Origin of the sequence: Bacillus sp. CD3-5 (assembly GCF_006349665.1) — a bacterium.
Classification (GTDB): domain Bacteria; phylum Bacillota; class Bacilli; order Bacillales; family Bacillaceae_G; genus Bacillus_A; species Bacillus_A paranthracis.
In genome coordinates this window covers 134,632-159,703 of the sequence record NZ_VEPX01000009.1, presented here as the reverse complement: position 1 = coordinate 159,703, position 25,072 = coordinate 134,632, and the positions used below count along the sequence as shown (strand labels likewise).

Below are 25,072 nucleotides of genomic sequence, written 5' to 3'. Positions count from 1 at the left end.
TTATTGATGATTATCTCTTATAGAAGATAATCAAGGGAGTACCTTCTTTTTTTATTGAATAACATCGATTAAAGTAATGCGTTCTATTTATTATAAAACGCTGTCTTCACTTTGATCTACGAATTGTATACTCTTTTAGATAGTACATATTTTCTTCATTCTGACCAAATTCAAGCTACATTTTATTACTACCTCAATACGAAAGAATTTTTACAATGGGATACATTATTTTGGTTAGTATGTATCGTAAAACTCACCTTTATAACGATTCTTTACACATTGCAAGAATACAAATCCTTATAAAATAGTTTAAGCATTTCACTGCATATTTTTTGTATGTACCTATTTTATAAAGAACCACATAACAATTCACATTCTATAAAGGTCTGATATCATTCCTTATCAGTATTTCATTCGACATTTTTTGTCGAAATTTGTATATTCACTCCCTATATTATTAAAATATACATTTGTTTTACGTTACAAGACATCGAATATGAACACTTTTCCTATAGGAGTATACGTAGTAAAGGAGGTATCACGTAAAGTACATTGATCTATGACAAATAATCTCTTCATAAAGCATTGTTATGCAATAGAAGGATTCATAAAGGAGGCACAATGAAAAAACTTTTCAATATATGTTTAATTGTATTCGTACTATTTTCGCAACTTGCTAGTTTTCCATACAATCAAGTAAAAGCGGAAACCTTAGCAGGGAATTCATTATTTGACACTGTTGAAATGAAAGATGCAACAAATCATATTATTGACGAAGCATTAAATCCTAAAAACTTAATACAAGTAGGATCAACCATTCACCTAGAATATGCTTGGTCAATAAAAGATCAACAAACAGACTCAGCAGTGCTCCAAATGCCTAACGCATTAAAAGTAAAAAGTGACCAACAGGGAAATCTGATGGCAGAGCAACAAATTATTGGTCAATATTTTGTTAAAGCAAACGATAACAAAATGAAACTAGTATTTAACGACCAAGTAAAAGATTCCAAAGGTGCTAACGGAAAAATCAGTATTGATGCAGTATTCAATCCAGATTTAAAATCTGGTGCAAAATCTGTTCAACTCTCTTTCCCTTTAGGTGCAACAGCTAAGTCTATTTCAGTTCCTGTTCAAGTAGATAACCCAGCTTCACCTACTACGGATAAGGATGCTACTCAGCAACCTGTGGAAGAGCAAAAGAATGGTGAGGCTCAACCGGCAGAAGAGCAAAAGAACGGTGAGGCTCAGCAACCGGCGGAAGAGCGAAAAAATAATGAGGCTCAGCAACCGGCAGAAGAGCAAAAGAATGGTGAGGTTCAGCAACCGGCAGAAGAGCAAAAGAATGGTGAGGCTCAGCAACCGGCGGAAGAGCAAAAAAATAATGAGGCTCAGCAACCGGCAGAAGAGCAAAAGAACGGCGATTCTCAGCAACCTACGGAGAATCCTGGTGATAACACAACAGAACAGCCTGTTGATAATTCAGATCCATCACCTAAGCAAATTACAGAAAATATCTTAACAGGTGTCACATTAACGGATAAAGACGGTAAACCATTTAATAATACGGATAATCGTCCAAATCCAGATTCTATTACCAAAATCGATTTCACATGGGAAGTTTTAAAGTCGCTGAACGTCAAAACAGGTGATTACTACACTTTCCAACTCCCAGAATACTTTATTGTCCACAATACCATCACAGAAGATTTAATAGATGGTAAAGGACATACAATTGGATCATTCACTGTTACGCCTGATGGCAAAGTAACGATGACTTTTAACGAATATATTGAAGATCACCCTAATATAGCTGGAAATTTAAATATTCGTACGGAGTTTAATGAAGTAAAAATTACAGGGACTACCGAAAAACAAATCCCATTCCCTATTAAAGAAAAAGACGTTATTATTGAGCTTGATTTCAAGCCTAAAGTAAAAAAATCTATAGATAAAAAAGGTGTACCTGATAGACCAATTAATACGAATCAAATTAATTGGAAAGTAGAGATGAACAAGACAAAAGATAAGCTTACAAATGCCGTCTTTCAAGATGATATTCCAAATGGGGCTATTCTCAACGAAGATTCTATTAAGGTTTACTATTTAGAAGTAGATATTAATGGGAAAACAACTCGTGGTGCAGAAGTTCCTAAAGAAGAATATGAACTTACTTCATCCTCTAATAAATTAAATATCGCTTTCAAAAAAGAAACGAATAAAGCATATGAAATTGAATATGCAACAAAGATTACAGATGAAAGTGTTACTAGTTTCAAAAATAACGCAAAAGTATCCAGTAAAAATCAAAAAGATATATCTGCGAATGCAACTGTAACTGTTTCACGCGGTACACATCTAGCGAAAAATAGTAGATACAATCCAAAAACACAGACGATTGAATGGACGATTACTTTTAACGGTGACCAGCGAGATATTAAAAAAGCTGATGCGCTTTTAAAAGATGTTTTGGATAAATCTCATAAAGTTGATAAAAATTCTATCGTGGTAAAAAATGCTTCTTATGATGATGCAGGAAAACTTGTTACAGGTGACAACGCCACAAACTTTACTGTAAAGGAAACCGATGAGGGGTTTGATTTACAGTTTAACGAAGATATTAATAGTGCCTATGTGATTACTTATACATCGAAAGCTACGAATGATGTCATAAAAGATGGCGAAATCGAAAATAAAATTATTGCAGATGGTAAATGGAGTCAAACAAACAAAGTTACGTTAAAGCAACAAAACATCATAAAGAAACATAATAAAAAAGATACGGATTACAATAAGAAAACAACAACATGGACAATTATTGTCAATGATAACAACTACGTGTTAAATGATGCTGTTATCAAGGATACGTTTGACTATGGTGGCCTAACGTTACAGAAAGATAGTTTCAAAATTACAGACGGATCAAGAACGCTTGATCCAAATTTTGATTACACACTTGATGTAACAGATAAAGGATTTGAAGTGAAACTAACTGGTGATTATAAGTCTAATATGGATAAAACTTTAACTATCACATACACAACAGACTTTAATTATGAAAATTTATCCAAAGAGAATGATAATAAATCATTCAAAAATACAGCAAATTTATCATGGATAGACATAAATGATAAAAAGAACAATAGTTCCTCCAATGATACATTCGATCCTGATTACTACACAAAAGGAAATGGATTTAAATATGGTTCTTACAATGCCCAAACGAAAGAAATTAAATGGGACATAGGGTTTAACTATAATAATAGACCGATTAAGGATCCTTCTATCGTTGATGTATTAAGAGATAATCAAAAATTAATACCGGAATCTATTGAAGTTCGACATATGAAATTAACTGGTGGTGCACATGGATTTGAAATAGGCGATCCTGTTTCACCTAGCGAATATACGATAGAAAATCCAACAAAAGATAACAACAATACATTAACGGTGCATTTTAAAAACGAAATTAATTCTGCATATTATATTAGCTTTAAAACTTCACTTGTAGGTGAACAAATTAATAAACGCTACGATAATTATGCCGATTTAAAAGATGGATCGGAAACTGTTACTACTATCCATGGTGCATTTGAAATCACGAACGGTGGTAGCGGTATTACGAAAACAGCGAAACAAAATGACAAGTATATTGATTGGAGTGTTTCTATTAACGCAAGTCAGTCAACTATTGAAAATGCTGTCGTAACAGACGAACCGACAGACAATCAAATGCTTGATGAAAAGTCCTTCCATCTATATCCGACAACAGTAGCCGTAGATGGAACTTTGACGAAAGATACAGCAAATGAATTAAAAGAAGGAACAGACTATAAACTCAAAGTAATAACAGACAACGATACAGGGAAACAACAATTTAAAGTTGAATTTCTTCATACCATTGAACGGGCTTATATTTTAGAATATCGCTCACTCATTAATGCAGACCATAATGAAAAGGTAAGTAATAAAGCGACGATTACTGGTCACCGTTTAACATTAACGAAAGTGGAAGATGTTAAGTTCGTTGAAGTTAAAGTATCTTCTGGATCTGGAGGTGGTTCTGCTAATAAAGGACGCGGAAGCCTTCAAATTATGAAAGTTGATGACAAAGATCAAAAAGTACGATTAGCTGGAGCAGAATTTACTTTATATGATCAAACAGGTACAACCGCTATTCGACCAATTACAACAGGTGATGACGGTGTCGCTAAGTTTAACAACTTACGACGTGATAAATATTTAATTAAAGAAACGAAAGCACCTACAGGTTATGTAATTAGTAAAGAATTAAGAGAAGGTATACTTGTTGAGCTAGGCTCTGAAGAAATCACAAAATATACTTTTACAAATAAAAAGTTTGTCGGGAAAGTAGTACTGACAAAGACTGACGCGAAGAGCAGGGAAAGACTTGAACATGCAGTTTTCTCTTTACTTGATCAAAACAAACCAGTTATTCCTGAACATAAAGAATTAACAACAAATGATAAAGGACAAATTACTGTAGATAATTTAAAACCAGGAACTTACTACTTAAAAGAAACAAAGGCTCCTGAGCATTATAAATTAGATGATCGACTGATTGAGGTTAAAATCGCGGAAGATCAAACAACAGTAATAAACCGCACTGCAACAAACAGCTTGATTCCAGGCGCGGCCATTTTAACAAAAGTCGATAAAGATGGAAAAACTTTAGCTGGTGCGGAGTTCAGTGTAAGAGACCGGAATAACATAAAAATTCCTGGTTATGAAAAGTTAACGACAAATGATCAAGGACAAATCGAAGCAAAAGATTTACGCCCTGGAGACTATCAATTTGTCGAAGAAAAAGCACCGAAAGATTACGACATAGATAAAAAACCGATTGAGTTTACAATTGTAAAAAGTCAAAAGAAAGCAGTTACTGTTACTGCGACAAATCACCTCATTAAAGGTGGCGTCACTTTAACAAAAACTGATGATATCGATGGTACAGCTCTTGCAGGTGCTGTATTTAAAATTGTCGATGCTAATGATGAAAAGAAAGTCATTCGCGAAAATGTAACAACTGGTGCGGATGGTAAAGTAACTGTTAAAGACTTAGAGCCTGGTACGTATAAATTTATTGAAACAGAAGCTCCTAAGGATTATGTGTTAAATACAAATCCTATCGAGTTTACAATCGATAAAAGCCAACAGTCATTTGCTACTGTTACGGCAACTAACAGTTTAAAAACAGGAGAAGTTGAATTATTAAAAGTTGATGAATTCGGTGATAAAAAACCTCTAAAAGGTGCCGTATTTAAAATTGTTGATGTAAATAATAATGATGTTCGTACTGACCTAACTACAGATGCTGATGGAAAAACAAAAGCTGATAAGCTACGTCCTGGTACGTATAAATTTATTGAAACAGCTGCTCCTGAACATTACGTTTTACGAGCAGAACCTATTGAATTTACAATCGATAGAAGTCAGAAAGAAACTCTACTTGTGAAAGCTGAAAATGCTTTAAAACCAGGAGATGTTGAATTAACGAAAGTTGATGATATTGATGGTACAGCTCTTGAAGGTGCGGTATTTAAAATTGTCGATGCTAATGATGAAAAGAAAGTCATTCGCGAAAATATAAAAACTGGTGCGGATGGTAAAGCTATCGCTACTGGCTTACGCCCTGGCGATTATAAATTTATCGAAGTAACAGCACCGAAGTATTACGATAAAAATACAAATCCGATTAAATTTACGATCACAGAAAGTCAAACGACGTCGGCTACTGTTACTGCTAAAAACAGCTTAACAAAAGGCGGTATTGAATTAATAAAAGTGAATGCTGCAGATGAAAAGGAAACACTTGAAGGTGCGGTATTTAAAATTGTTAATAGAGATACAAATGAAGATGTTCGTGCGGAACTTGTTACGAATAGTGAAGGAAAGTTAGTTGTAGACGACTTACGCCCTGGTAACTATAAACTTATCGAAACAAAGGCCCCAACTTATTACGATGTAAATGTAGAACCTATTGAATTTACAATCGAAAAAGGACAACAAAAACTTCTGCCACTTACATTTAAAAATAGTTTAACGAAAGGAAAAGTTAAACTTATTAAAGAAGATGATGTGGAAAGTAGTATCGCTCTTGCCGGCGCAGTGTTCACATTACAAGACGCAACTGGCAAAGAAATTGCGAAAGATTTAAAAACAAATGATTACGGAGTACTAGTTATTCCTGATTTAGCACCAGGAGATTATCAATTTATTGAAACATCAGCTCCTGAACATTATAAATTAGATCAAACACCTATTAAGTTCACAATTAAAAAAGGTAGCAAGGATGATCTTCCAGTCCCTGTCACTGTAACAAATAGTTTACTTACAGGTGGCGTTACTTTAACAAAGGTTGATGACGTTGATGGGGCTACTCTTGAAGGTGCAGAATTTATCATTGTTGATGCTCATGATACGAAAAAGGTAGTTCGCAAAGGATTAACTACTGATGAACATGGTAAAGTTTCTGCTTCTGATTTACGTCCAGGTGACTATCAATTTATTGAAGTAAAAGCTCCAAAAGACTATGACTTAAGACAAGATCCTATTCCGTTCACTATCGGAAAAAGTCAAAAAGAAAATATTAGCGTTACCGCTACTAACAGCTTAACGAAGGGTGGCGTCATTTTAACCAAAATCGACGACATCGATCGTACAATGCTGAAAGGTGCAATCTTTAAAGTTGTTGATATGAATGGTAACGAAGTTCGCACAAACCTTGTTACAGACGACAATGGTGACATCTCGGTTTCTGATTTACGTCCAGGAAACTATCAATTTATTGAAACAACGGCACCTGAGCATTATGTATTAGACGAAACACCGATTCCATTTACAATTGAAAGAAGTCAAACGAAAAAAATTACTGTTACGGGTAAAAACACGTTGAAAAAAGGTAGCGTGGAATTAACAAAGATTGATGATATCGATACAAACACTAAACTTGCTAATGCTGTATTTGATTTATTAGATGCAGACGGAGAGATAGTTGAAAAAGGTTTAAAAACAAATAATGAAGGGAAAATTGTTGTTGAAAACCTACGTCCTGGCACGTATCAATTCGTTGAGACAATAGCTCCTGAACATTACGATTTAAATAAAAAACCGATCAAATTTACAATTAAGAAAAGCCAAACTGAAACGCTTCATGTTACGGCTAAAAACGCTCTAACAAAAGGTGGCGTTGAACTTTCTAAAGTAGATGACATCGATGGTACTAAACTTGAAGGTGCTGTATTTAACATTGTTGATATGAACGGTAATGTAATTCATAAAGACCTTGTTACAAATAGTAAAGGAAAAATCGAAATCGATGACCTACGTCCGGGTGATTATCAATTCATCGAAACGAAAGCTCCTAAGCATTACGTTTTAGATGAAACGCCAATCCATTTCACTATTGAAAAAGGACAGAAGAAAGCTATTTCTTTAACTGCTAAAAATAGCTTACAACAAGGTAGTATTGAACTACTTAAAGTAGATGATCTAAACGATCAAATGAAACTTTCTGATGCGGTATTTAATTTACTAGACCAAAACGGAAAAGTACTTAAAACAGATTTAAAAACAAATAATGAAGGAAAGATCGTTGTTGAAAATTTACGTCCTGGTACGTATCAATTTGTCGAAACAACCGCTCCGAAACATTATGATTTAGACAAAAAACCAATTGTAGTTACAGTTGAAAAAAGCCAAAAAGATATTGCTACTGTTACTATGAAAAATAGTTTAACTAAAGGTGGCGTTGAACTTTCTAAAGTCGATGACGTCGATGGTACTACTCTTGAAGGTGCTGTATTTAACATTGTTGATATGAAGGGTACTGTAATTCGCAAGAATCTTACTACCAATTCACAAGGTAAAATTAGCGTTCCTGACCTACGTCCGGGTGATTATCAATTCATCGAGACAAAGGCTCCGAAACATTACGATTTAAATAAAGAACCAATTCCTTTCACTATCGAAAAAGGACAAGCCGAACCGATTTCGGTTACTGCTAAAAATAGTTTAACTAAAGGTGCGGTAGAACTTTCTAAAATGGATGATATCGACGGTACAGCTCTTGAAGGTGCGGTATTTAAAATTGTTGATATGAACGGCAATGACGTTCGTACTGGCATTACGACAGATGCGAAAGGGAAAGTTTCTATTCCTGATTTACATCCTGGAGACTATCAATTTATTGAAACAAAAGCTCCTAAGCACTATAAACTAGATGATACACCAATTAAATTTACAATTGAGAAAAGCCAAGCAGAGAAATTACAAGTCACTGCTAAGAACAGCTTAATTGAAGGTGCGGTAGAGTTAATTAAAGTGGATGATATAAATCCAGATACAAAACTTTCTGATGCAGTATTTAACATCATTGATGCGAAAGGTAAAATTGTTCGCACAAATTTAACTACTGATAAAGACGGGAAAGTTTCTGCTTCTAATTTAAGACCAGGAGATTATCAATTCGTGGAAACGAAAGCTCCGAAACATTATGATTTAAATAAAACACCTATTCCTTTCACTATCGAGAAAAGCCAAACAACTCACGTTTCTGTTACTGCTAAAAATGGCTTAACTAAGGGTGGCGTTGAATTAACGAAAGTTGACTCTTTAGATGCGAAAGAAACGCTAGAAGGTGCGGTATTTAAAATTACTGATATGAACGGTAATGATATTCGTACGAATTTAGTTACCAATAAAGATGGAAAAATCATCGCTAAAGACTTACAACCTGGAGACTATCAATTTATTGAAACGAAAGCTCCGAAACATTATGACTTAAATGAAGATCCGATTAAGTTCACAATTGAAAGAAGTCAAACAAAACATGTCTTCGTTACAGCTACTAACAGCTTAACGAAAGGTAGTGTGGAGTTAATTAAAGTGGATGATGTTGAAGAAAACACAACACTCGAGGGTGCGGTATTTAAAATTGTTAATAAGGATGGACACGACGTCCGTACTGATTTAACTACTAATAAAAACGGCCGCTTAGTTGTGGATGAATTACCACCAGGAGACTATGAGTTTATCGAAACAAAAGCTCCTACTCATTATGACTTAAACGAAACACCTATTAAGTTCACAGTTAAAAAAGGACAAGAAAAAATTGCTTCTGTTACCGCTAAGAATAGCTTAACAAAAGGTGCTGTGGAATTAACGAAAGTTGATGACGTCGACGGCGCTACTCTTGAAGGCGCAGTATTTAAAATCATTGATATGAATGGCAATGACGTTCGCACTGATTTAACTACTGATAAAGATGGCAAGATTTCTGTTTCTGATTTACGTCCGGGAGACTATCAGTTTATTGAAACGAAGGCTCCTACTCATTACGACTTAAATCAAACTCCTATCAACTTTACTGTTGAAAAGAGTCAAACCACTACTGCTTCTGTTACTGCTAAGAATAGCTTAACAAAAGGTGCTGTGGAATTAACGAAAGTTGATGACGTCGACGGCGCTACTCTTGAAGGCGCAGTATTTAAAATCATTGATATGAATGGCAATGACGTTCGCACTGATTTAACTACTGATAAAGATGGCAAGATTTCTGTTTCTGATTTACGTCCGGGAGACTATCAATTCGTTGAAACGAAGGCTCCTACTCATTACGACTTAAATCAAACTCCTATCAACTTTACTGTTGAAAAGAGTCAAACCACTACTGCTTCCGTTACTGCTAAGAATAGCTTAACGAAGGGCGCTGTGGAATTAACGAAAGTCGATGACATCGACGGCTCTACTCTTGAAGGAGCTATCTTTAAAATCGTTGATATGAACGGCAATGACGTTCGCACTGATTTAACTACTGATAAAGATGGCAAGATTTCTGTTTCTGATTTACGTCCGGGAGACTATCAGTTTATTGAAACGAAGGCTCCTACTCATTACGACTTAAATCAAACTCCTATCAACTTTACTGTTGAAAAGAGTCAAACCACTACTGCTTCTGTTACTGCTAAGAATAGCTTAACGAAGGGCGCTGTGGAATTAACGAAAGTCGATGACATCGACGGCTCTACTCTTGAAGGAGCTATCTTTAAAATCGTTGATATGAACGGCAATGACGTTCGTTCTGATTTAACTACTAATAAAGATGGAAAAATTTCTGTTTCTGATTTACGTCCGGGAGACTATCAGTTTATTGAAACGAAAGCTCCTACTGGATACGATTTAAACGCTAAGCCAATTCCTTTCACTATTACGAAAGGACAATCTCAAGTTACTTCTGTGACTGCTTTAAATAGTTTAACAACAGGTTCAATAGAATTAACTAAAGTTGATATGGATCACAATGGAACACTTGAGGGTGCCATTTTCAATATTTTAGACCAAGATGGAAAAGTAGTACGAGAAGGCTTAAAAACAGATGGTCATGGTAAATTAATCATAAATGATTTGAAACCTGGCAATTATCAACTAGTGGAAACAAAAGCTCCTGAAGGCTATCAATTAGATGCATCACCAATAAGCTTTACAATTGAAAAAGCCCAAGCTGCACCACTACAAATTACAGTTTCAAATAAAAAGATTGAATCTTCATCAGGTGGAGATAATGAATCAATTACTCCTCCGAATAAAGAAGAGAAACCAGGTAAGGAAACTTCCGAAGAACTAGAAAAAGGAAATCCTGAAACACCTGGTACAGAAACTTCTGAAGAACTAGAAAAAGGTAATCCTGAAGCACACGGTAAAGGAACTTCCGAAGAACTAGAAAAAGGTAACCCTGAAACACAAATAAACAAACAGCAAGATGACCGAAATACGGGTAAAGAACTTCCAAATACAGGTCACAAAAAAGATTCTACTCAAACAGTAGGTATCTTACTTCTACTAGCTGGTTTGTTAAGTATTTTAGTTACAAAACGAAAAAAATATTATTAATAGTTTTTCACACACAATCAAGTGAACATTTGATTGGGTGTTTTTTTATACAAAAAAGGACGATACATAGAGTATCGTCCTTTTAACGGGGTGAGGCTGTCCAAAAGTACGGAAAACCTTTGAACAGCCTCGTATTTTCATATGGATGCCTTACATATATCACTGATGATAATTATGAAATGCGGAAACATATTTATCATCACATGATTCAAACACGAGAAAAGAAACCCTACAGTGGATTCTTTTCTCTACATAATCTAAAGTTTGGGTACACTAGATTCATGCAATGTAGGAGCTTTCCAAATAGAAAGCGAACCTTCGTTTAAAATGATAGCATACATATCTCCGTCAAAAATATGCAAATGTGCATATAGCGTTTTTTATTTCTAAATGTCAGAATATTGAAAAACAATAAAGATAAGGGTAAAATGAAGTCGTTATCCGTCTTCTTTTGTCAGTCAGAGAGAATAGAAGAATAGGAGAGGAAAAAATGAAAAAATCTTTGAAACAAAAAATAGTAAGCTCTTTGCTTGCTGTATCACTCGCTGTTAGCATAGCTCCAGTCGGACAAGCCAAAGCTGATTCCACGTCAGAAATCACACAAACTTCACCTATCACAAAACAAGTTGATGCAAGCCGCGCTATCGAACACATCCGTTTCTTATCCGAAACAATTGGTCCTCGCCCTGGTGGAACAAAATCAGAAGAATGGGCTTCTCGCTACGTTGGTATGCAGCTTAAATCAATGGGCTATGAAGTAGAATATCAACCATTCCAAGTGCCGGATCAATACGTTGGATTTATTGAATCACCATTATCCACAAAGCGTAATTGGCAAGCTGGTGCTGCTCCTAACGCACTAATTTCTACAGAGGCTGTTACGGCTCCTCTTATCTTTGTTCAAGGTGGGACAAAATTAGAGGATATCCCAAATGAAGTAAATGGAAAAATTGTTCTATTCGAAAGAGGAACAACAGTAGCTGACTATAATAAACAAGTTGAAAATGCCGTTAGCAAAGGAGCAAAAGGTGTTCTTTTATACAGTTTAATTGGTGGACGTGGAAACTACGGACAAACTTTCAATCCCCGCCTAACGAAAAAGCAATCTATCCCTGTCTTTGGTCTTGCTTATGCGCAAGGAAATGCATTTAAAGAAGAAATCGCTAAAAAAGGGACAACAATTCTTTCCCTAAAAGCGAGACATGAATCTAATTTAACGTCATTAAACGTCATTGCTAAAAAGAAGCCAAAAAATAGTACAGGTAATGAAAAAGCTGTCGTTGTAAGTTCACACTACGATAGTGTCGTTGGAGCACCTGGAGCAAATGACAATGCTTCTGGTACAGGGTTAGTATTAGAGTTAGCACGCGCTTTTCAAAATGTAGAAACTGATAAAGAAATTCGTTTTATTGCTTTCGGTTCTGAAGAGACTGGCCTACTTGGTTCCGATCATTACGTTAATAGTCTATCCCAAAAAGAACGTGACCGGATTTTAGGTGTCTTTAACGCAGACATGGTTGCAACAAATTACGATAAGGCGAAGAATTTATATGCTATGACGCCTAACGGTTCTCCAAATCTTGTAACAGACGCAGCCTTACAAGCAGGTAAACAATTAAATAATGACCTCGTTCTGCAAGGGAAATTTGGCTCTAGTGATCACGTACCGTTTGCTGAAGTTGGTATTCCTGCGGCTCTATTTATCTGGATGGGTGTCGATAGTTGGAATCCATTAATCTACCATATCGAAAAGGTATATCACACACCTCAAGATAACGTATTTGAGAATATTTCACCTGAACGTATGAAAATGGCATTAGAGGTTATTGGAACAGGAGTTTATAATACACTTCAAAAACCTGTCGCTCAAACTGAACAAAAAGCTGCTTAGTCATTTAAAAGACCACCGATTTTTATCAGTGGTCTTTTATTGAGAAAAAATATATATGCATAAAAGCATATTTTCTCCTACTCATTATCGTATACAATATTAACTGTAACAAAAATGATTACAACAATTAAGGAGGCTTTTCTACTATGAAAAAAATGATTATAGCCGGTGCATTAACTTTAGCAGGAATTACTGGTGCTACCGCGTTTATTCCTGAAACAAAGGCCGCTGCCGCTACTCAAGAACAAAGCTTTACAAAATTTTATTCTTTGCAAACTGGAAGTAGTTCTGAACAAGAACCTGTTTTCCTTCAAAAGGGACAAGAGTTAACAATTCAACCTAACAGTAAAACCCCTAGTTACAGTGTTTATGACTCAAATCATAACCTTATTGGACGTTATTCTGATGGCTATGGCCGAATTTTCACTGCAAAAGCAGATGGGAATATGTACGTTCAATTTCATGCACCTTATGTTTACTATAGTCCTGTTAGCTTTTCGGTTACGTATACAATCCGATAAAATAAAGGGCCCTTCCCAAGGGCCTTTATTTTGTTTCCCAATTCACTTTTACAAAACCATCTTTCACCATTAAACCACTTATACTAAATACATACTTTTCATTCGCTTTCAATGTAGCTTTAAAAGTACCTTTTTTCGATTCACAGATCTCTTTTAACTCTCTTATACCTTCTCCTTGCCTTTCATACAAGCTAAAGCATAAATTCCCACGTTTTGCATCCGTCTCATAAGAAAATGTTACTTCTGTATCTTTTGCATACTCAAGTTCAATATCTTTCTCAGCAATATCCCATGATGAGAATTTTGCCTCGTAACTTGTCTCTCCTTGCTTCTCATTTTCTAAATATACATCTCCTGCTCTCCAGGTATCATCTAACGTCTGTGCAAAAGTAAAGCCACTAAGTAATACAAACATTGTACTTGCCAATATCGCAACTAATGTTACCTTCTGCTTTTTAACAAAATTCATCCTATATTCTCCTTCAACTTTCTTTTTACTTCTTCTCACCATATATAATAAAAATCCAATAAAGAAAGGTAATATAACTGCTAAAACACTCCACCCTTTACTCATTTGATGTGCTTTCGCATCTGTATATACCCATGATGCAACACATATTAACAGTGCTATAAAAGCTAAAAGCATTGTCACTCCAGCTACTTCAAATATTACAAACGGGTTAGCGAACTCTATCATGTAATTTATACTCCTTCTTTAAAAACGACTGTATGACAACATATATAGGAATGTATAGGTGCATCGTAATAATTATCGTTATAATGACAGATATTTTATGCTCCAAATGACTAACAAACTGCTCTAGGGTGACTGTTAATACAATCATCCAAATAGCATGAATGAAAACAACCCATCTCTTCTCTAATTTCCGAGCATTTCGCATGCCCTGCTTCGTATTATTTATTAGCTCTTCGCTAGGAATCATCTCTTCCGCTAAACTACTTTTTATCTTTTGATCAAATTTGTCTTCCTTCATAAACGAACCCCTCCAAATGTTCTCGCATTTGCTTCTTCGCATAATTAAGGCGGTATTTCACCGTACCGATTGGTATATTTAATATTTCACTCATTTCTTTGTAAGAATATTGTTCATAGTAGTAGAGTACGAGCACTGTTTTATATTTTTCATTTAATAACTGTATAACTTCTCGTATCATTTCTGCTTCGACTTTTTGAATAAATTCTTCTGATATATTCACATCGTCTGCATGCTCAATTTCTCCGCCATCTTCTTTATGAAATAAATCCAATACACGATCTTTCCATCTTTTCTTTTTGCGATAAAAATCATAAAATGTACGAACACAAATTGTAGTAATCCACTTTTTATAATTCTCCACGTAAGAAAGTTGGTGCCGCGATGAAAAAACTTTTATCCACGTCTCTTGAAAAATATCTTCCGCGTCTTCTTTCGTCTTCGCTAACTTATAGCATAAGGAATATATTTGCTGCTTATATATATCAATTAATTCTTCTACCTTTTCTTCCATCGGAAACCTCCAGTCATTTATATAAGACGACGCAAATTCTCCTTTTGTTTGATAAAATTTTATTTTTTTATTATTTCCATACAAAAAGGCAATCACAACATCGTGTGATTGCCTTTTACTGAAAGCGAAAAGCCGCTTCCGCTTTTCTTTATGTCCAGCTCTGCCTCCTGGCCCCTCCTGTCTAAGAACCTTCCCCACGAGAAGATAAAATGCACATCTTCTGTGGGAAAGAACCTTAGCCTTCGAGACTAAACAGTCGGCTCCGCTTTTCTTTATTGTCCAGCTCCAGCGGCTAGAATACTCGGTGGCTTCGCGCCTTCCTCCGAGGCAAAGTACGCCTCTCTGTCAGGAGCTCCATCCCCCTCCTATTCTGAACGAGCCGCTTCCGCTTTTCTTAATTACATTTTTTCTGGTGCAGATACTCCTACGATTGCTAATGCGTTTTGAAGTGTAGTGCGTACTGCTTTCATTAACTCGTAGCGAGCTTTACTTAATTCTAAGTTATCTTGGTTTAATACTTTTTCTGCATTGTAGAAGCTGTGTAATGTTGCTGCTAATTCAAATGCATAGTTTGTAATGCGGTGTGGTAGACGTTTTTGTGCTGCATCCGCAACTACTGCTGGGAATTCACCAAGTTTTTTCAGTAACTCTACTTCTTTCTCAGAAGTAACAAGTTTGTAGTTCACATCTCCGCCTGTAGCTAATCCTAACTCTTCACCTTGACGAAGGATACTGCATACACGAGCATGTGCATATTGTGCATAGTATACTGGGTTTTCGTTAGATTTTGATACAGCTAAGTCCATATCGAAATCTAAATGAGAATCACCGCTACGCATTGCGAAGAAGTAACGCATTGCGTCCACGCCTACTTCTTCCATAAGCTCACGAAGTGTAACTGCTTTACCTGTACGCTTACTCATTTTCATTTTCTCACCATTTTGATACAGTTGTACCATTTGGATGATTTCTACTTCTAATGTTTCTTTATCGTAACCTAGCGCTTGAATAGCAGCTTTCATACGTGGAATGTAACCGTGGTGATCAGCACCCCAAATGTTGATTAACTTATCGAAACCACGCTCTAATTTATCACGGTGATACGCGATATCTGGCGTTAAGTACGTGTAAGAACCGTCGTTTTTAATTAATACACGGTTTTTATCATCACCATAAGTCATTGAGCGGAACCAAGTTGCACCGTCTTCTTCAAAAATCTCGTCGCGCTCTTTTAATACAGCAAGAGCTTGATCGATTTTTCCGTTTTTGTATAATGATGTTTCTGAGAACCATACATCAAATTTAACACGGAAACTTTCTAAGTCTTTTTGAAGTTTTGCTAATTCATATTTTAAACCGTACTCACGGTAGAATTCATAGCTTTCTTTTTCATCAGCTTTCGCATAACGATCGCCAAATTCTTCTGCTAAACGTTTACCAATTGCAATGATGTCCGCACCATGGTATCCGTCTTCTGGCATTTCTTTCTCTAAGCCTAAAGCTTGCATGTAACGAGCTTCAACAGAAAGAGCCAAGTTATGAATTTGGTTACCAGCGTCATTAATGTAGTACTCACGAGATACATCGTACCCTGCTTTTGCTAATAGGTTACATAAAGTGTCACCTACTGCTGCACCACGTGCATGTCCTAAGTGAAGGTCACCTGTTGGGTTCGCAGATACGAACTCAACTTGTACTTTTTCACCTTTACCAGTATTCGTTTCACCATAAGCTTCACCAGCATTAACGATTGTTGGGATTAAGTCTGTTAAGTAGCTATTATCCATGTAGAAGTTAATGAAACCAGGACCTGCGATTTCAATTTTTTCAATAGAAGCTTTTGCTTTATCGAAGTTTGCAACTAATTCTTCTGCAATCATACGAGGTGCTTTTTTCGCAACGCGTGCAAGTTGCATTGCCATATTTGTAGAGAAGTCACCATTTGTTTTATCTTTTGGAGATTCTAATACAACGTTTGGAATCTGTTCTTCTGTTGCTAATTCTGCCTTTAATACAGCAGCTTGAATTTCTTCTTTAATTAATCCTTTTACTTGTTCTAAAGAATTCATTATTTTGCCTCCTTCAAATTAAGTGTAATTGTATATCTGCCAGCTTCTTGTTCACTTAGAAGCAATGCGTACGTTAAGAAGAGTTGTCCTTTTTTCTTTTCATCCGACCATTTAAAAAGAACGTTATCAGTCTTTGTTTGCAATGCAAACGTACCAAGTTCACTCGTATACGTACCAGTTGTCCATTCACCTTTCACATGCGTCTGACGCATCGAAACAGCACCTGAACGCATAATGAGAACTTGTTCATCTTGAATTTTAATAATTGTTTTCACTTCGCCTTGTTCGTTCGGCTCTTGGAATGTTACATATGTACCTTGACCTTTTACATAGTATTGACCATTTGCTTCAAAAGCAACGGTTTCCTTCCTCGCCCCTTCACGGATTTCTGTTACGAAATGAACGTGTACCGGCAAGCCTGCAAGTTGTTTCTCCACGTCTTGCACACCTTTCAAATGTTATAGATATTAAATACTACTTATAATAAATCACTTTTCCTATCATATCAAAAAAAACCTCTGTCTGTCTGCTGAAAAATCAGGAAAACTCCATTTCAAAAAATAATTCACTTTCACTTTATTTCATATGCTAAAATATTTTTTAAGTCTAAATATTCTTTCATTTAAAGAGGTGAATTATGTGCTACCAACAAAATTGAAAAAAGGTGATGAAATTAGAGTTATTTCACCATCTTGTAGTTTAAGTATTGTCTCAACTGAAAACAGGAAGCTTGCTGTAAAAAGGTTAACCGAAATGGGCTTTCATGTTACATTTTCAACATATTCTGATGAGATAGACAGATTTGCTTCCTCTTCTATTTCTTCACGCGTTCAAGACCTTCACGAAGCATTTAGGGATCCGAATGTAAAAGCCATTTTAACAACACTTGGCGGATACAATTCTAATGGCTTATTAAAACATCTCGATTACGATTTAATTCGAGAAAACCCGAAATTTTTCTGTGGCTATTCGGATATCACTGCACTAAATAATGCACTTTACACTAAAACAGGACTTGTTACATATTCAGGTCCCCATTTCTCTTCATTGGGAATGGAGAAAGGGCTCGAGTATACAACAGATTACTTTTTAAAATGCGTAACTTCTAATGAGCCGATTGAAGTCCTACCATCTGAAACATGGAGTGATGATTCTTGGTACATTGATCAGGAAAATCGAGAGTTTATTAAGAATGCAGGATACGTTTCGATTCACGAAGGAGAAGCTACGGGAGATATTATCGGTGGTAATATGAGCACATTGAACTTACTGCAAGGTACACCATATATGCCAAACTTAAAGGATAAAATTTTATTTCTTGAAGAGGACAGTTTAACTGGGAGAGCTACTCTTAAAACTTTTGATCGATATTTACATTCTCTTATGCAGCAGCAAGATTTTGAACATGTAAAAGGCATCGTTATAGGAAAGATGCAAAAAGGCGCAGAATGTACGATAGAAGACGTGCAAGAAATGATTGCTTCAAAGCCTGAGCTTGCACATATCCCTATCATTGCAAACGCAAGTTTCGGTCATACAACCCCGATTTTCACTTTCCCAATTGGCGGACGTGCAACAATCATTTCTAACAAAGAAAAAACATCTATCACTATTTTAACGCACTAAAAAAGGAGCGAATGAGTCGCTCCTTTTATCGTTTTTATCGTTTTTCTATTTTTTCCAACGCTTTTTGCGGAATTGATTCTTTCGGGATTTCAGCCCATCCTTTTCCTTGCATACCTTTTGCATAAATTTTTATAAAAGCACCCGTATGCAATTCACGGTTCATCATTCTTTTAATAACCTGTAACTTTCCGTCTTCTGTATACCCTTTAAAAGTATACAAGTATTCTCCGTCTTTTTTCTCACCTTTATCTATAACCGCATAATAATCTTGTATTTCTTTATTTGAAAAGAAGTTGTCTACAAAAGCATGTACACCTTCTGTTTTTGTGTTCAAATAATACGCTGTTCCACCTAGAATAATGGCGAATACAGCTAAAACTTTAATTACCAATTTCATACATGAACCTCCTGTTTGCACTTCTTTTTCCCTAGTCATATAGTATTATACGAAAAATGGCATACTATACTCTATCTAAAAGTCTTACACTTTCCTTACATTATTGTAAGGGATTTTTTCTTGCAGCAAGTTCCCAAGAAAAAATTTTTCCGTTTCATACACTTTTATATTATTATTGAATGATACGAATTTTTATTACAAAAATCAAAGGAGACAGTTTTCAAATGGCTATCTTGCAAGGTTTAGCACTATTACTTGTTGTACTTTGTCTATTTACACTTTTTAGTTACCGTGCTCCTTACGGCATGAAAGCAATGGGTGCTTTAGCTAATGCAGCAATCGCAAGTTTTCTTATTGAAGCATTTCATCGTTATATAGGTGGAGAAATGTTTCATAATGACTTTTTACAATCAGTAGGAGAAGCTTCCGGTAGTATGAGCGGTGTCGCAGCAGCGATTTTAGTCGCATTAGCAATCGGTGTTTCCCCCGTATATGCTGTTTTAATCGGTATCGCTACTAGTGGATTTGGTATTTTACCAGGATTTTTCGCTGGATACGTTTGTGCCTTCGTCGTGAAATTTCTCGAAAAGAAATTACCGGCTGGTGTAGAGTTTTTAGCAATTTTATTTATCGCTGCACCAATCTCACGCGGAATGGCAATGCTTATGGATCCGCTCGTTAACGCAACACTCGGTAAAATCGGTTCTATGATTTCAGTTGCAACTACAGAAAGCCCTATTATCATGGGTATTATGCTCGGTGGATTAATAACAGTTATTTCTACCTCTCCACTGAGTTCTATGGCACTAACTGCAATGCTCGGATTAACAGGTTTACCAATGGCAATTGGTAGTCTTGCCGTAGCAGCCTCAGCCCCAATGAACTTTATTTTCTTTAAACGACTAAAGATTTGTTCAAAGAAAGACACAATCGCTGTAGCAATCGAGCCTTTAACACAAGCCGATGTTGTTTCAGCAAATCCAATTCCTATTTATGCGACAAACTTCGTTGGCGGTGCACTTGCTGGTATTATTACATCACTATTCCAGCTCGTTAATAACGCACCAGGAACAGCATCACCAATCCCAGGACTTCTTGTTTTATTCGGATTTAATGACGTTGTAAAAGTAACGATTGCTGCTGTATTATGTGGAATCGTTACCACGATTGTTGGATACATCGGATCAATCGTGTTCCGTAAATATCCAATTCGTTCTGCTGATGAAATTCGCGGCATTACTTCGGAAGAAAAGGTTGCATAAGAAAAAGAGCTATTCCCGTTGTTTGGGAATAGCTCCTTTTTGTGTTGCGTGATGGTAAATAAAATTATATCGGCGATTTTTTAAATATATCAGCGCAACTCGAATTATATCGGCGATTTTTCAAATATATCGACCGTAACTCGAATTATATCAGCGATTTTTCAAATATATCGACTTACCGACACATATCGACAAAATAAGGCCCCCCTATTCATATAGGGGGGCCCTTGTTTTATCCAGTTACGCCTCCTAGACCCTTGCGTCTAAGAACCTTCCCTGCCAAAAGGTAAAAAGCACCTTTTGCAGGAAAGAACCTTAGTCACCGGGTCTAAACAGTCGGCTTCCGCTTTTATTTCACCCAACCGAGCAGCATTTCCCGCACGAATTTGCTTGCTGCGACTGGTGTTTGATCACTATGGTCGTAGACAGGAGCTACTTCTACTAAGTCTGCTCCAACTACATTTATATTTGAATTTGCAATTGCTACGATGGAATCTAATAATTCTTTAGATGTGATACCACCAGCTTCTAACGTTCCTGTTCCTGGAGCGTGAGCTGGGTCTAATACATCAATGTCGATTGTGACATAGACTGGGCGTCCTGCAAGTTTCGGTAATACTTCTTTTAACGGTTCTAATACGTCAAATTTATATAAGTTCATACCTACTTCTTTCGCCCATTCAAATTCTTCCTTCATTCCAGAACGAATTCCGAAAGAATATACGTTTTCCGGACCAATTAAATCACACACTTTACGAATTGGTGTAGAGTGGGATAAAGGCTCCCCTTCATACGATTCACGTAAATCAGTATGAGCATCCATATGGATGATTGCTAAATCCGGATATTTTTTTGCCATTGCCTTAAAAATTGGCCAAGACACTAAGTGCTCACCGCCGAGACCTAGTGGAAACTTATCGGCATCTAAAAGTTTTGATACATATTCTTCAATCATGTCTAAGCTGCGCTGTGCGTTTCCGAATGGTAATGGGATATCACCCGCATCAAAATATTTTACCTCTTCTAGTTCACGATCTAAATACGGACTATATTCTTCAAGACCGATTGATACTTCACGAATACGTGCAGGGCCAAAACGAGATCCCGGACGGTAACTTACTGTCCAATCCATAGGCATCCCATAAATAACTACCTTTGACTCTTCAAAACTTGGATGACTTTTAATAAATACTTTACCTGAATAAGCTTCATCAAAACGCATATTCTTTTCCTCCTTATGTGGAACTTAAGGTATCCCAACCTTTCATTATTTCTCAAATTTGGAGCGAGTTGCTCCTCTTTCTCGATTTACCGGGTCTTCTATTTCATACAAAGAAGACAATTTTCTTTACAGAAGTGTAAATAGCTAGCATGTTCAAGTCTTCTGGACAAACACCTTAAATGAGCTATTTACACTTTATTTGTTCCGTGCGATTCTCTTACTTAATTAAATCGCCAACAAATTTCGGTAATGCGAATGCTGCATTGTGTAATTCTTTTGTGTAGTATTTCGTTTCAATTTCGTGGAAACGCTCTTCACTTACTTGTAATGGATCATGTTTTTTAGATCCGATTGTGAACGTCCAAAGACCGCTTGGGTAAGTTGGAATGTTCGCTGTGTATAAACGAGTAATTGGGAAAATCTCTTTTACATCTTTAAACACAGTTGTAATTAGTTCTGGCGTAAACCAAGGGTTGTCCGTTTGTGCAACGAAAATACCATCTTCTTTTAACGCTTTTGAAATTCCAGCGTAGAAGCCTTTTGTAAATAGGTTTACTGCTGGTCCTACTGGCTCAGTAGAATCTACCATAATTACGTCATATTCATTTTCGCTTTCTGCGATATGTAGGAAACCATCTCCTACTTTTACTTCTACACGCTCATTATCTAATGCACCTGCAATTGATGGTAAGTACTGTTTAGAGTACTCAATTACTTTTCCATCGATTTCAACAAGAGTTGCTTTCTTTACGCTTGGGTGTTTTAACACTTCACGAATAACACCGCCATCGCCGCCACCTACAACTAATACGTTTTCAGGGTTTGGGTGTGTAAATAAAGGTACGTGCGCTACCATTTCATGATAAACGAACTCATCTTTTTCTGTTGTCATAACCATGCCATCTAAAATAAGCATGTTTCCGAACTCTTCCGTTTCGACCATATCTAGTTTTTGGAATTCTGTTTGCTCCGTATGTAATGTGCGGTTAATACGCGCCGTAATCCCAAAATGTTTTGTTTGTTTTTCAGTGAACCATAGTTCCATCGTACAATCACGCCTTTCAATGCAAATTTATAATAGGGACATCATTAATGTCCCCTAACAAAAATAAAACAAAACATCCAAAATGTATAGTTAAAAGTACAAAAATACCGAAAATATATTTTAGTCAGAGGGTTCTAACATATACATATAAAGAAAGCCCTTTCTTAAGAAAGGGCTTTTGTCTCTATTTCTACTGGTTTACGAATTGGAATTAGGATCATAATACAACCAACTAACACCACGATTCCACCTACTAAAAACGGACTTTGTGGTGAAACAGTATGACCGATAATTCCTGATAAAATCGGAGCAATTGCGCCACCTAACCAACGAACGAAGTTATAAACACCAGATGTAACAGATCTTTCATAAGGTGAAATATCCATTACATAACTTGTAAATAATGCATTATTTAATCCTGATGCTAATCCTGATAGAACAATTAATACAATTTGTAACCACATAATTTTCACGAAGAATAGTGCAATTAAGAACAGCGCAAATACGAGTAAACTGCCTTTCAACAATGTTTTCGGCTCATATTTCCCTTCTAGCTTATGTGCTAAAATTGCAGAACCGTAAGCTAACGCGAGTCCCCATCCACAAAATACAAAACCTAATTGAATAGCAGATAAATGCATAATAAGTGGTGAATATGCTAACACAACGAAAAATCCGTAGTAGTATAACATTCCTGAAATGGCGCCTTGCATAAACGGCTTATACTTCACCAGGTTAAGTAATTCCCCTACGCCTGCCGCTTTACGCTTCACTTTTCGCTCTGGTTCTTTCACAAAGAAGAAAACTAAAATAAATGCTAAGAAAATTAAAATACTCGTCGCAAAAAATGGGTAACGCCAAGAATGTCCACCTAATATCCCGCCTAATAATGGTCCACCTGCCATTCCTAAACCGATAGCTGCTTCATATAACCCTACTGCTTCATGAACTTCTTTACTTAATGCAATCAATAAAGTCATCGCCGTTGCGAAGAACATCGCATTCCCTAATCCCCATCCAGCGCGGAAAAGAGATAACTGAGCAATCGTTTGCGATATACCGCATATAAACGCAAATACAGTCACGATCGCAAGACCGATTGTCATCATTCGTTTATCACCAAATCTCGATGCAAATATTCCAGCTGGTAACATCATAATTGCCATCGTCAAAATATACGCTGTAAATAACATCTCTACTTGCCAATGCGATGCACCAATCTTTTCAGCAATAATTGGCAAAATTGGATCGACTACCCCTATACCTGAAAAGGCAAGGAAAGTAGCCAACACTGTAATCAATCTCCCTAGTTTTTGTTTGCTCTCCATTTTGATTACTCTCCTTTTGTATTCTCTAAAAATGTCACTGCACGATGTAAGCTGTCTTCAAGTTCTCCCTTTACACGCTGCATTTGCTCCATTTTCTCGTCTAGCGTTTGCACTTGTTTTTCAAGCATCTCTTTAATTTCTTGAATCACTTCACGATCACGGGGATTCTCACTATTTCTTCTTTGCTCCATTCTTTCTTTTAACGATAAAAAATGTTGCATTTCTTGAAGCGTAATCCCTAACACTTCTTTCGCTTCCACAATTCTTTTAATTCTAGCGATATCTTCATCTGTATACAGGCGAATGTTCCCCTCACTACGTTCTGGGGGATGAATTAAACCAATTTCCTCATAATAACGAAGTGTACGTTTTGTTAAACCAACTTGCTTTGTAACTTCATCAATCTTATACATGTTTATTCCTCCCTTCACTCGATTATTACATTTTACGTTAACGTTAACTTTTGTGCAACTGTTAGACTTTTGTAAATGTTTGTCATATTAAATTGTATTTTTTCAAAAGCAGTTTCATAATGAAAGAAAAGAAATGATAAGGAGAATTTCACATGAGTAAACCACTTATTTTCGCTCATCGCGGCGTAAAAGGAACACATCCAGAAAATACGATGATTGCCTTCCAAGAAGCTGAACGCATCGGCGTCCATGGCATTGAACTTGATGTCCACCTATCAAAAGATGGTGAACTTGTCGTAATTCACGATGAAACAGTCGATCGTACAACGAATGATGTAGGTCTTGTCTCTGAAAAAACGGTAGAAGAGTTACAAGCTTTAGATGCCGGCAGCCATAAAGATCCTTCTTTCCATGAAGCAAAAATCCCAACGTTACGCGAAGTATTCATTTGGTTATCTACAACAAAGTTACAGCTCAACATTGAGTTAAAGACAGATGTCATTCACTATCCAAACATTGAAGAAAAAGTTGTTGCTCTCGTTCGAGAATATCATCTTTCTAATCAAATTGTATTCTCTTCATTTAATCACGACTCTGTTTCATTATTAGCAGAAATTGCTCCTGAAATCCCAAGAGCAATTTTATATGATACACCACTTGCTGATCCTATCGCCGAAGCAAAAAATAGAGATGCGACTGGTTTACATCCAAACTTTCAACTACTAACAAAGGAATTTGTTCAACTCGCGCAAAAACAAGGGTATGTTTTCCGCCCTTATACAATTAACGAATACAAAGATTTACAAACTATGATTGATTATGGCGTAGATGTCATTATTACCGATTGGCCAGCACGTGCATTTGAGCTTCTTTCTTAA

At 36.3% G+C, this 25,072-nt stretch carries 16 protein-coding genes; 6 read left to right on the top strand and 10 right to left on the bottom strand.

All coding sequences use genetic code 11. The features are described from left to right. Window positions 1-621: 621 nt before the first annotated feature. From FH036_RS17965 to FH036_RS17955, 3 genes are all read left to right on the top strand, one after another. Window positions 622-10,911 (top strand): SpaA isopeptide-forming pilin-related protein, encoded by a 10,290-nt coding sequence (locus tag FH036_RS17965; RefSeq protein ID WP_139896043.1) that lies wholly within the window; start codon window positions 622-624, stop codon window positions 10,909-10,911. A 490-nt stretch (window positions 10,912-11,401) separates the two neighbouring features. Then, window positions 11,402-12,802, top strand: coding sequence for a M28 family metallopeptidase (locus FH036_RS17960; RefSeq protein WP_070807236.1), 1,401 nt, complete (start codon window positions 11,402-11,404; stop codon window positions 12,800-12,802). A gap of 146 nt (window positions 12,803-12,948) precedes the next feature. Further along, complete coding sequence (locus FH036_RS17955; RefSeq protein ID WP_000738205.1) at window positions 12,949-13,323, top strand: hypothetical protein; 375 nt, start codon at window positions 12,949-12,951, stop codon at window positions 13,321-13,323. Window positions 13,324-13,348: 25 nt separating this feature from the next. Here FH036_RS17955 and FH036_RS17950 read toward each other — a convergent pair whose 3' ends face one another. The 5 genes from FH036_RS17950 to FH036_RS17930 form a co-directional block, all read right to left on the bottom strand. After that, entirely contained in the window at window positions 13,349-14,020 is a 672-nt protein-coding gene (locus tag FH036_RS17950; RefSeq protein WP_000568889.1) for a hypothetical protein, read from the bottom strand. Further along, a complete protein-coding gene (locus FH036_RS17945; RefSeq protein ID WP_139896042.1) occupies window positions 14,004-14,318 on the bottom strand; it encodes an anti-sigma factor in 315 nt (104 codons plus the stop codon). Before FH036_RS17945 ends, FH036_RS17950 begins: the two co-directional genes overlap by 17 nt. Next, window positions 14,299-14,832, bottom strand: coding sequence for an RNA polymerase sigma factor (locus FH036_RS17940; protein ID WP_001980638.1), 534 nt, complete (start codon window positions 14,830-14,832; stop codon window positions 14,299-14,301). Before FH036_RS17940 ends, FH036_RS17945 begins: the two co-directional genes overlap by 20 nt. Before the next feature lie 398 nt (window positions 14,833-15,230). Then, window positions 15,231-16,901, bottom strand: coding sequence for an arginine--tRNA ligase (gene argS / locus FH036_RS17935; protein ID WP_001086449.1), 1,671 nt, complete (start codon window positions 16,899-16,901; stop codon window positions 15,231-15,233). Next, a complete protein-coding gene (locus FH036_RS17930; protein WP_000414868.1) occupies window positions 16,901-17,338 on the bottom strand; it encodes a YwiB family protein in 438 nt (145 codons plus the stop codon). Before FH036_RS17930 ends, argS begins: the two co-directional genes overlap by 1 nt. A gap of 202 nt (window positions 17,339-17,540) precedes the next feature. Between FH036_RS17930 and FH036_RS17925 the strand changes: the two genes are divergently transcribed. Continuing rightward, the gene (locus tag FH036_RS17925; protein WP_139896041.1) at window positions 17,541-18,527 is read left to right on the top strand and encodes a S66 family peptidase; all 987 of its coding nucleotides are present in this window, start codon (window positions 17,541-17,543) and stop codon (window positions 18,525-18,527) included. A gap of 34 nt (window positions 18,528-18,561) precedes the next feature. On the opposite strand, the gene FH036_RS17920 is transcribed toward FH036_RS17925, so the two are convergent. Further along, entirely contained in the window at window positions 18,562-18,924 is a 363-nt protein-coding gene (locus FH036_RS17920; protein WP_016719024.1) for a YxeA family protein, read from the bottom strand. Between the two features lie 224 nt (window positions 18,925-19,148). On the opposite strand from FH036_RS17920, the gene FH036_RS17915 reads away from it, so the two are divergent. Next, window positions 19,149-20,186 (top strand): PTS sugar transporter subunit IIC, encoded by a 1,038-nt coding sequence (locus FH036_RS17915; protein WP_000996323.1) that lies wholly within the window; start codon window positions 19,149-19,151, stop codon window positions 20,184-20,186. A gap of 349 nt (window positions 20,187-20,535) precedes the next feature. On the opposite strand, the gene speB is transcribed toward FH036_RS17915, so the two are convergent. From speB to FH036_RS17895, 4 genes are all read right to left on the bottom strand, one after another. Next, complete coding sequence (gene speB, locus FH036_RS17910) at window positions 20,536-21,408, bottom strand: agmatinase (RefSeq protein ID WP_001209831.1); 873 nt, start codon at window positions 21,406-21,408, stop codon at window positions 20,536-20,538. A 217-nt stretch (window positions 21,409-21,625) separates the two neighbouring features. Next, window positions 21,626-22,453 (bottom strand): polyamine aminopropyltransferase, encoded by an 828-nt coding sequence (gene speE, locus FH036_RS17905; protein ID WP_000424698.1) that lies wholly within the window; start codon window positions 22,451-22,453, stop codon window positions 21,626-21,628. A 164-nt stretch (window positions 22,454-22,617) separates the two neighbouring features. Further along, window positions 22,618-23,781, bottom strand: a complete 1,164-nt coding sequence (locus FH036_RS17900; RefSeq protein WP_000444219.1) for an MFS transporter — start codon at window positions 23,779-23,781, stop codon at window positions 22,618-22,620. 5 nt (window positions 23,782-23,786) lie between these two features. Next, window positions 23,787-24,194: a MerR family transcriptional regulator gene (locus tag FH036_RS17895; RefSeq protein ID WP_000276568.1), complete on the bottom strand. Its 408-nt coding sequence runs from the start codon at window positions 24,192-24,194 to the stop codon at window positions 23,787-23,789. 152 nt (window positions 24,195-24,346) lie between these two features. Here FH036_RS17895 and FH036_RS17890 point away from each other — a divergent pair, with 152 nt between their 5' ends. Next, a complete protein-coding gene (locus FH036_RS17890) occupies window positions 24,347-25,072 on the top strand; it encodes a glycerophosphodiester phosphodiesterase (protein WP_139896040.1) in 726 nt (241 codons plus the stop codon).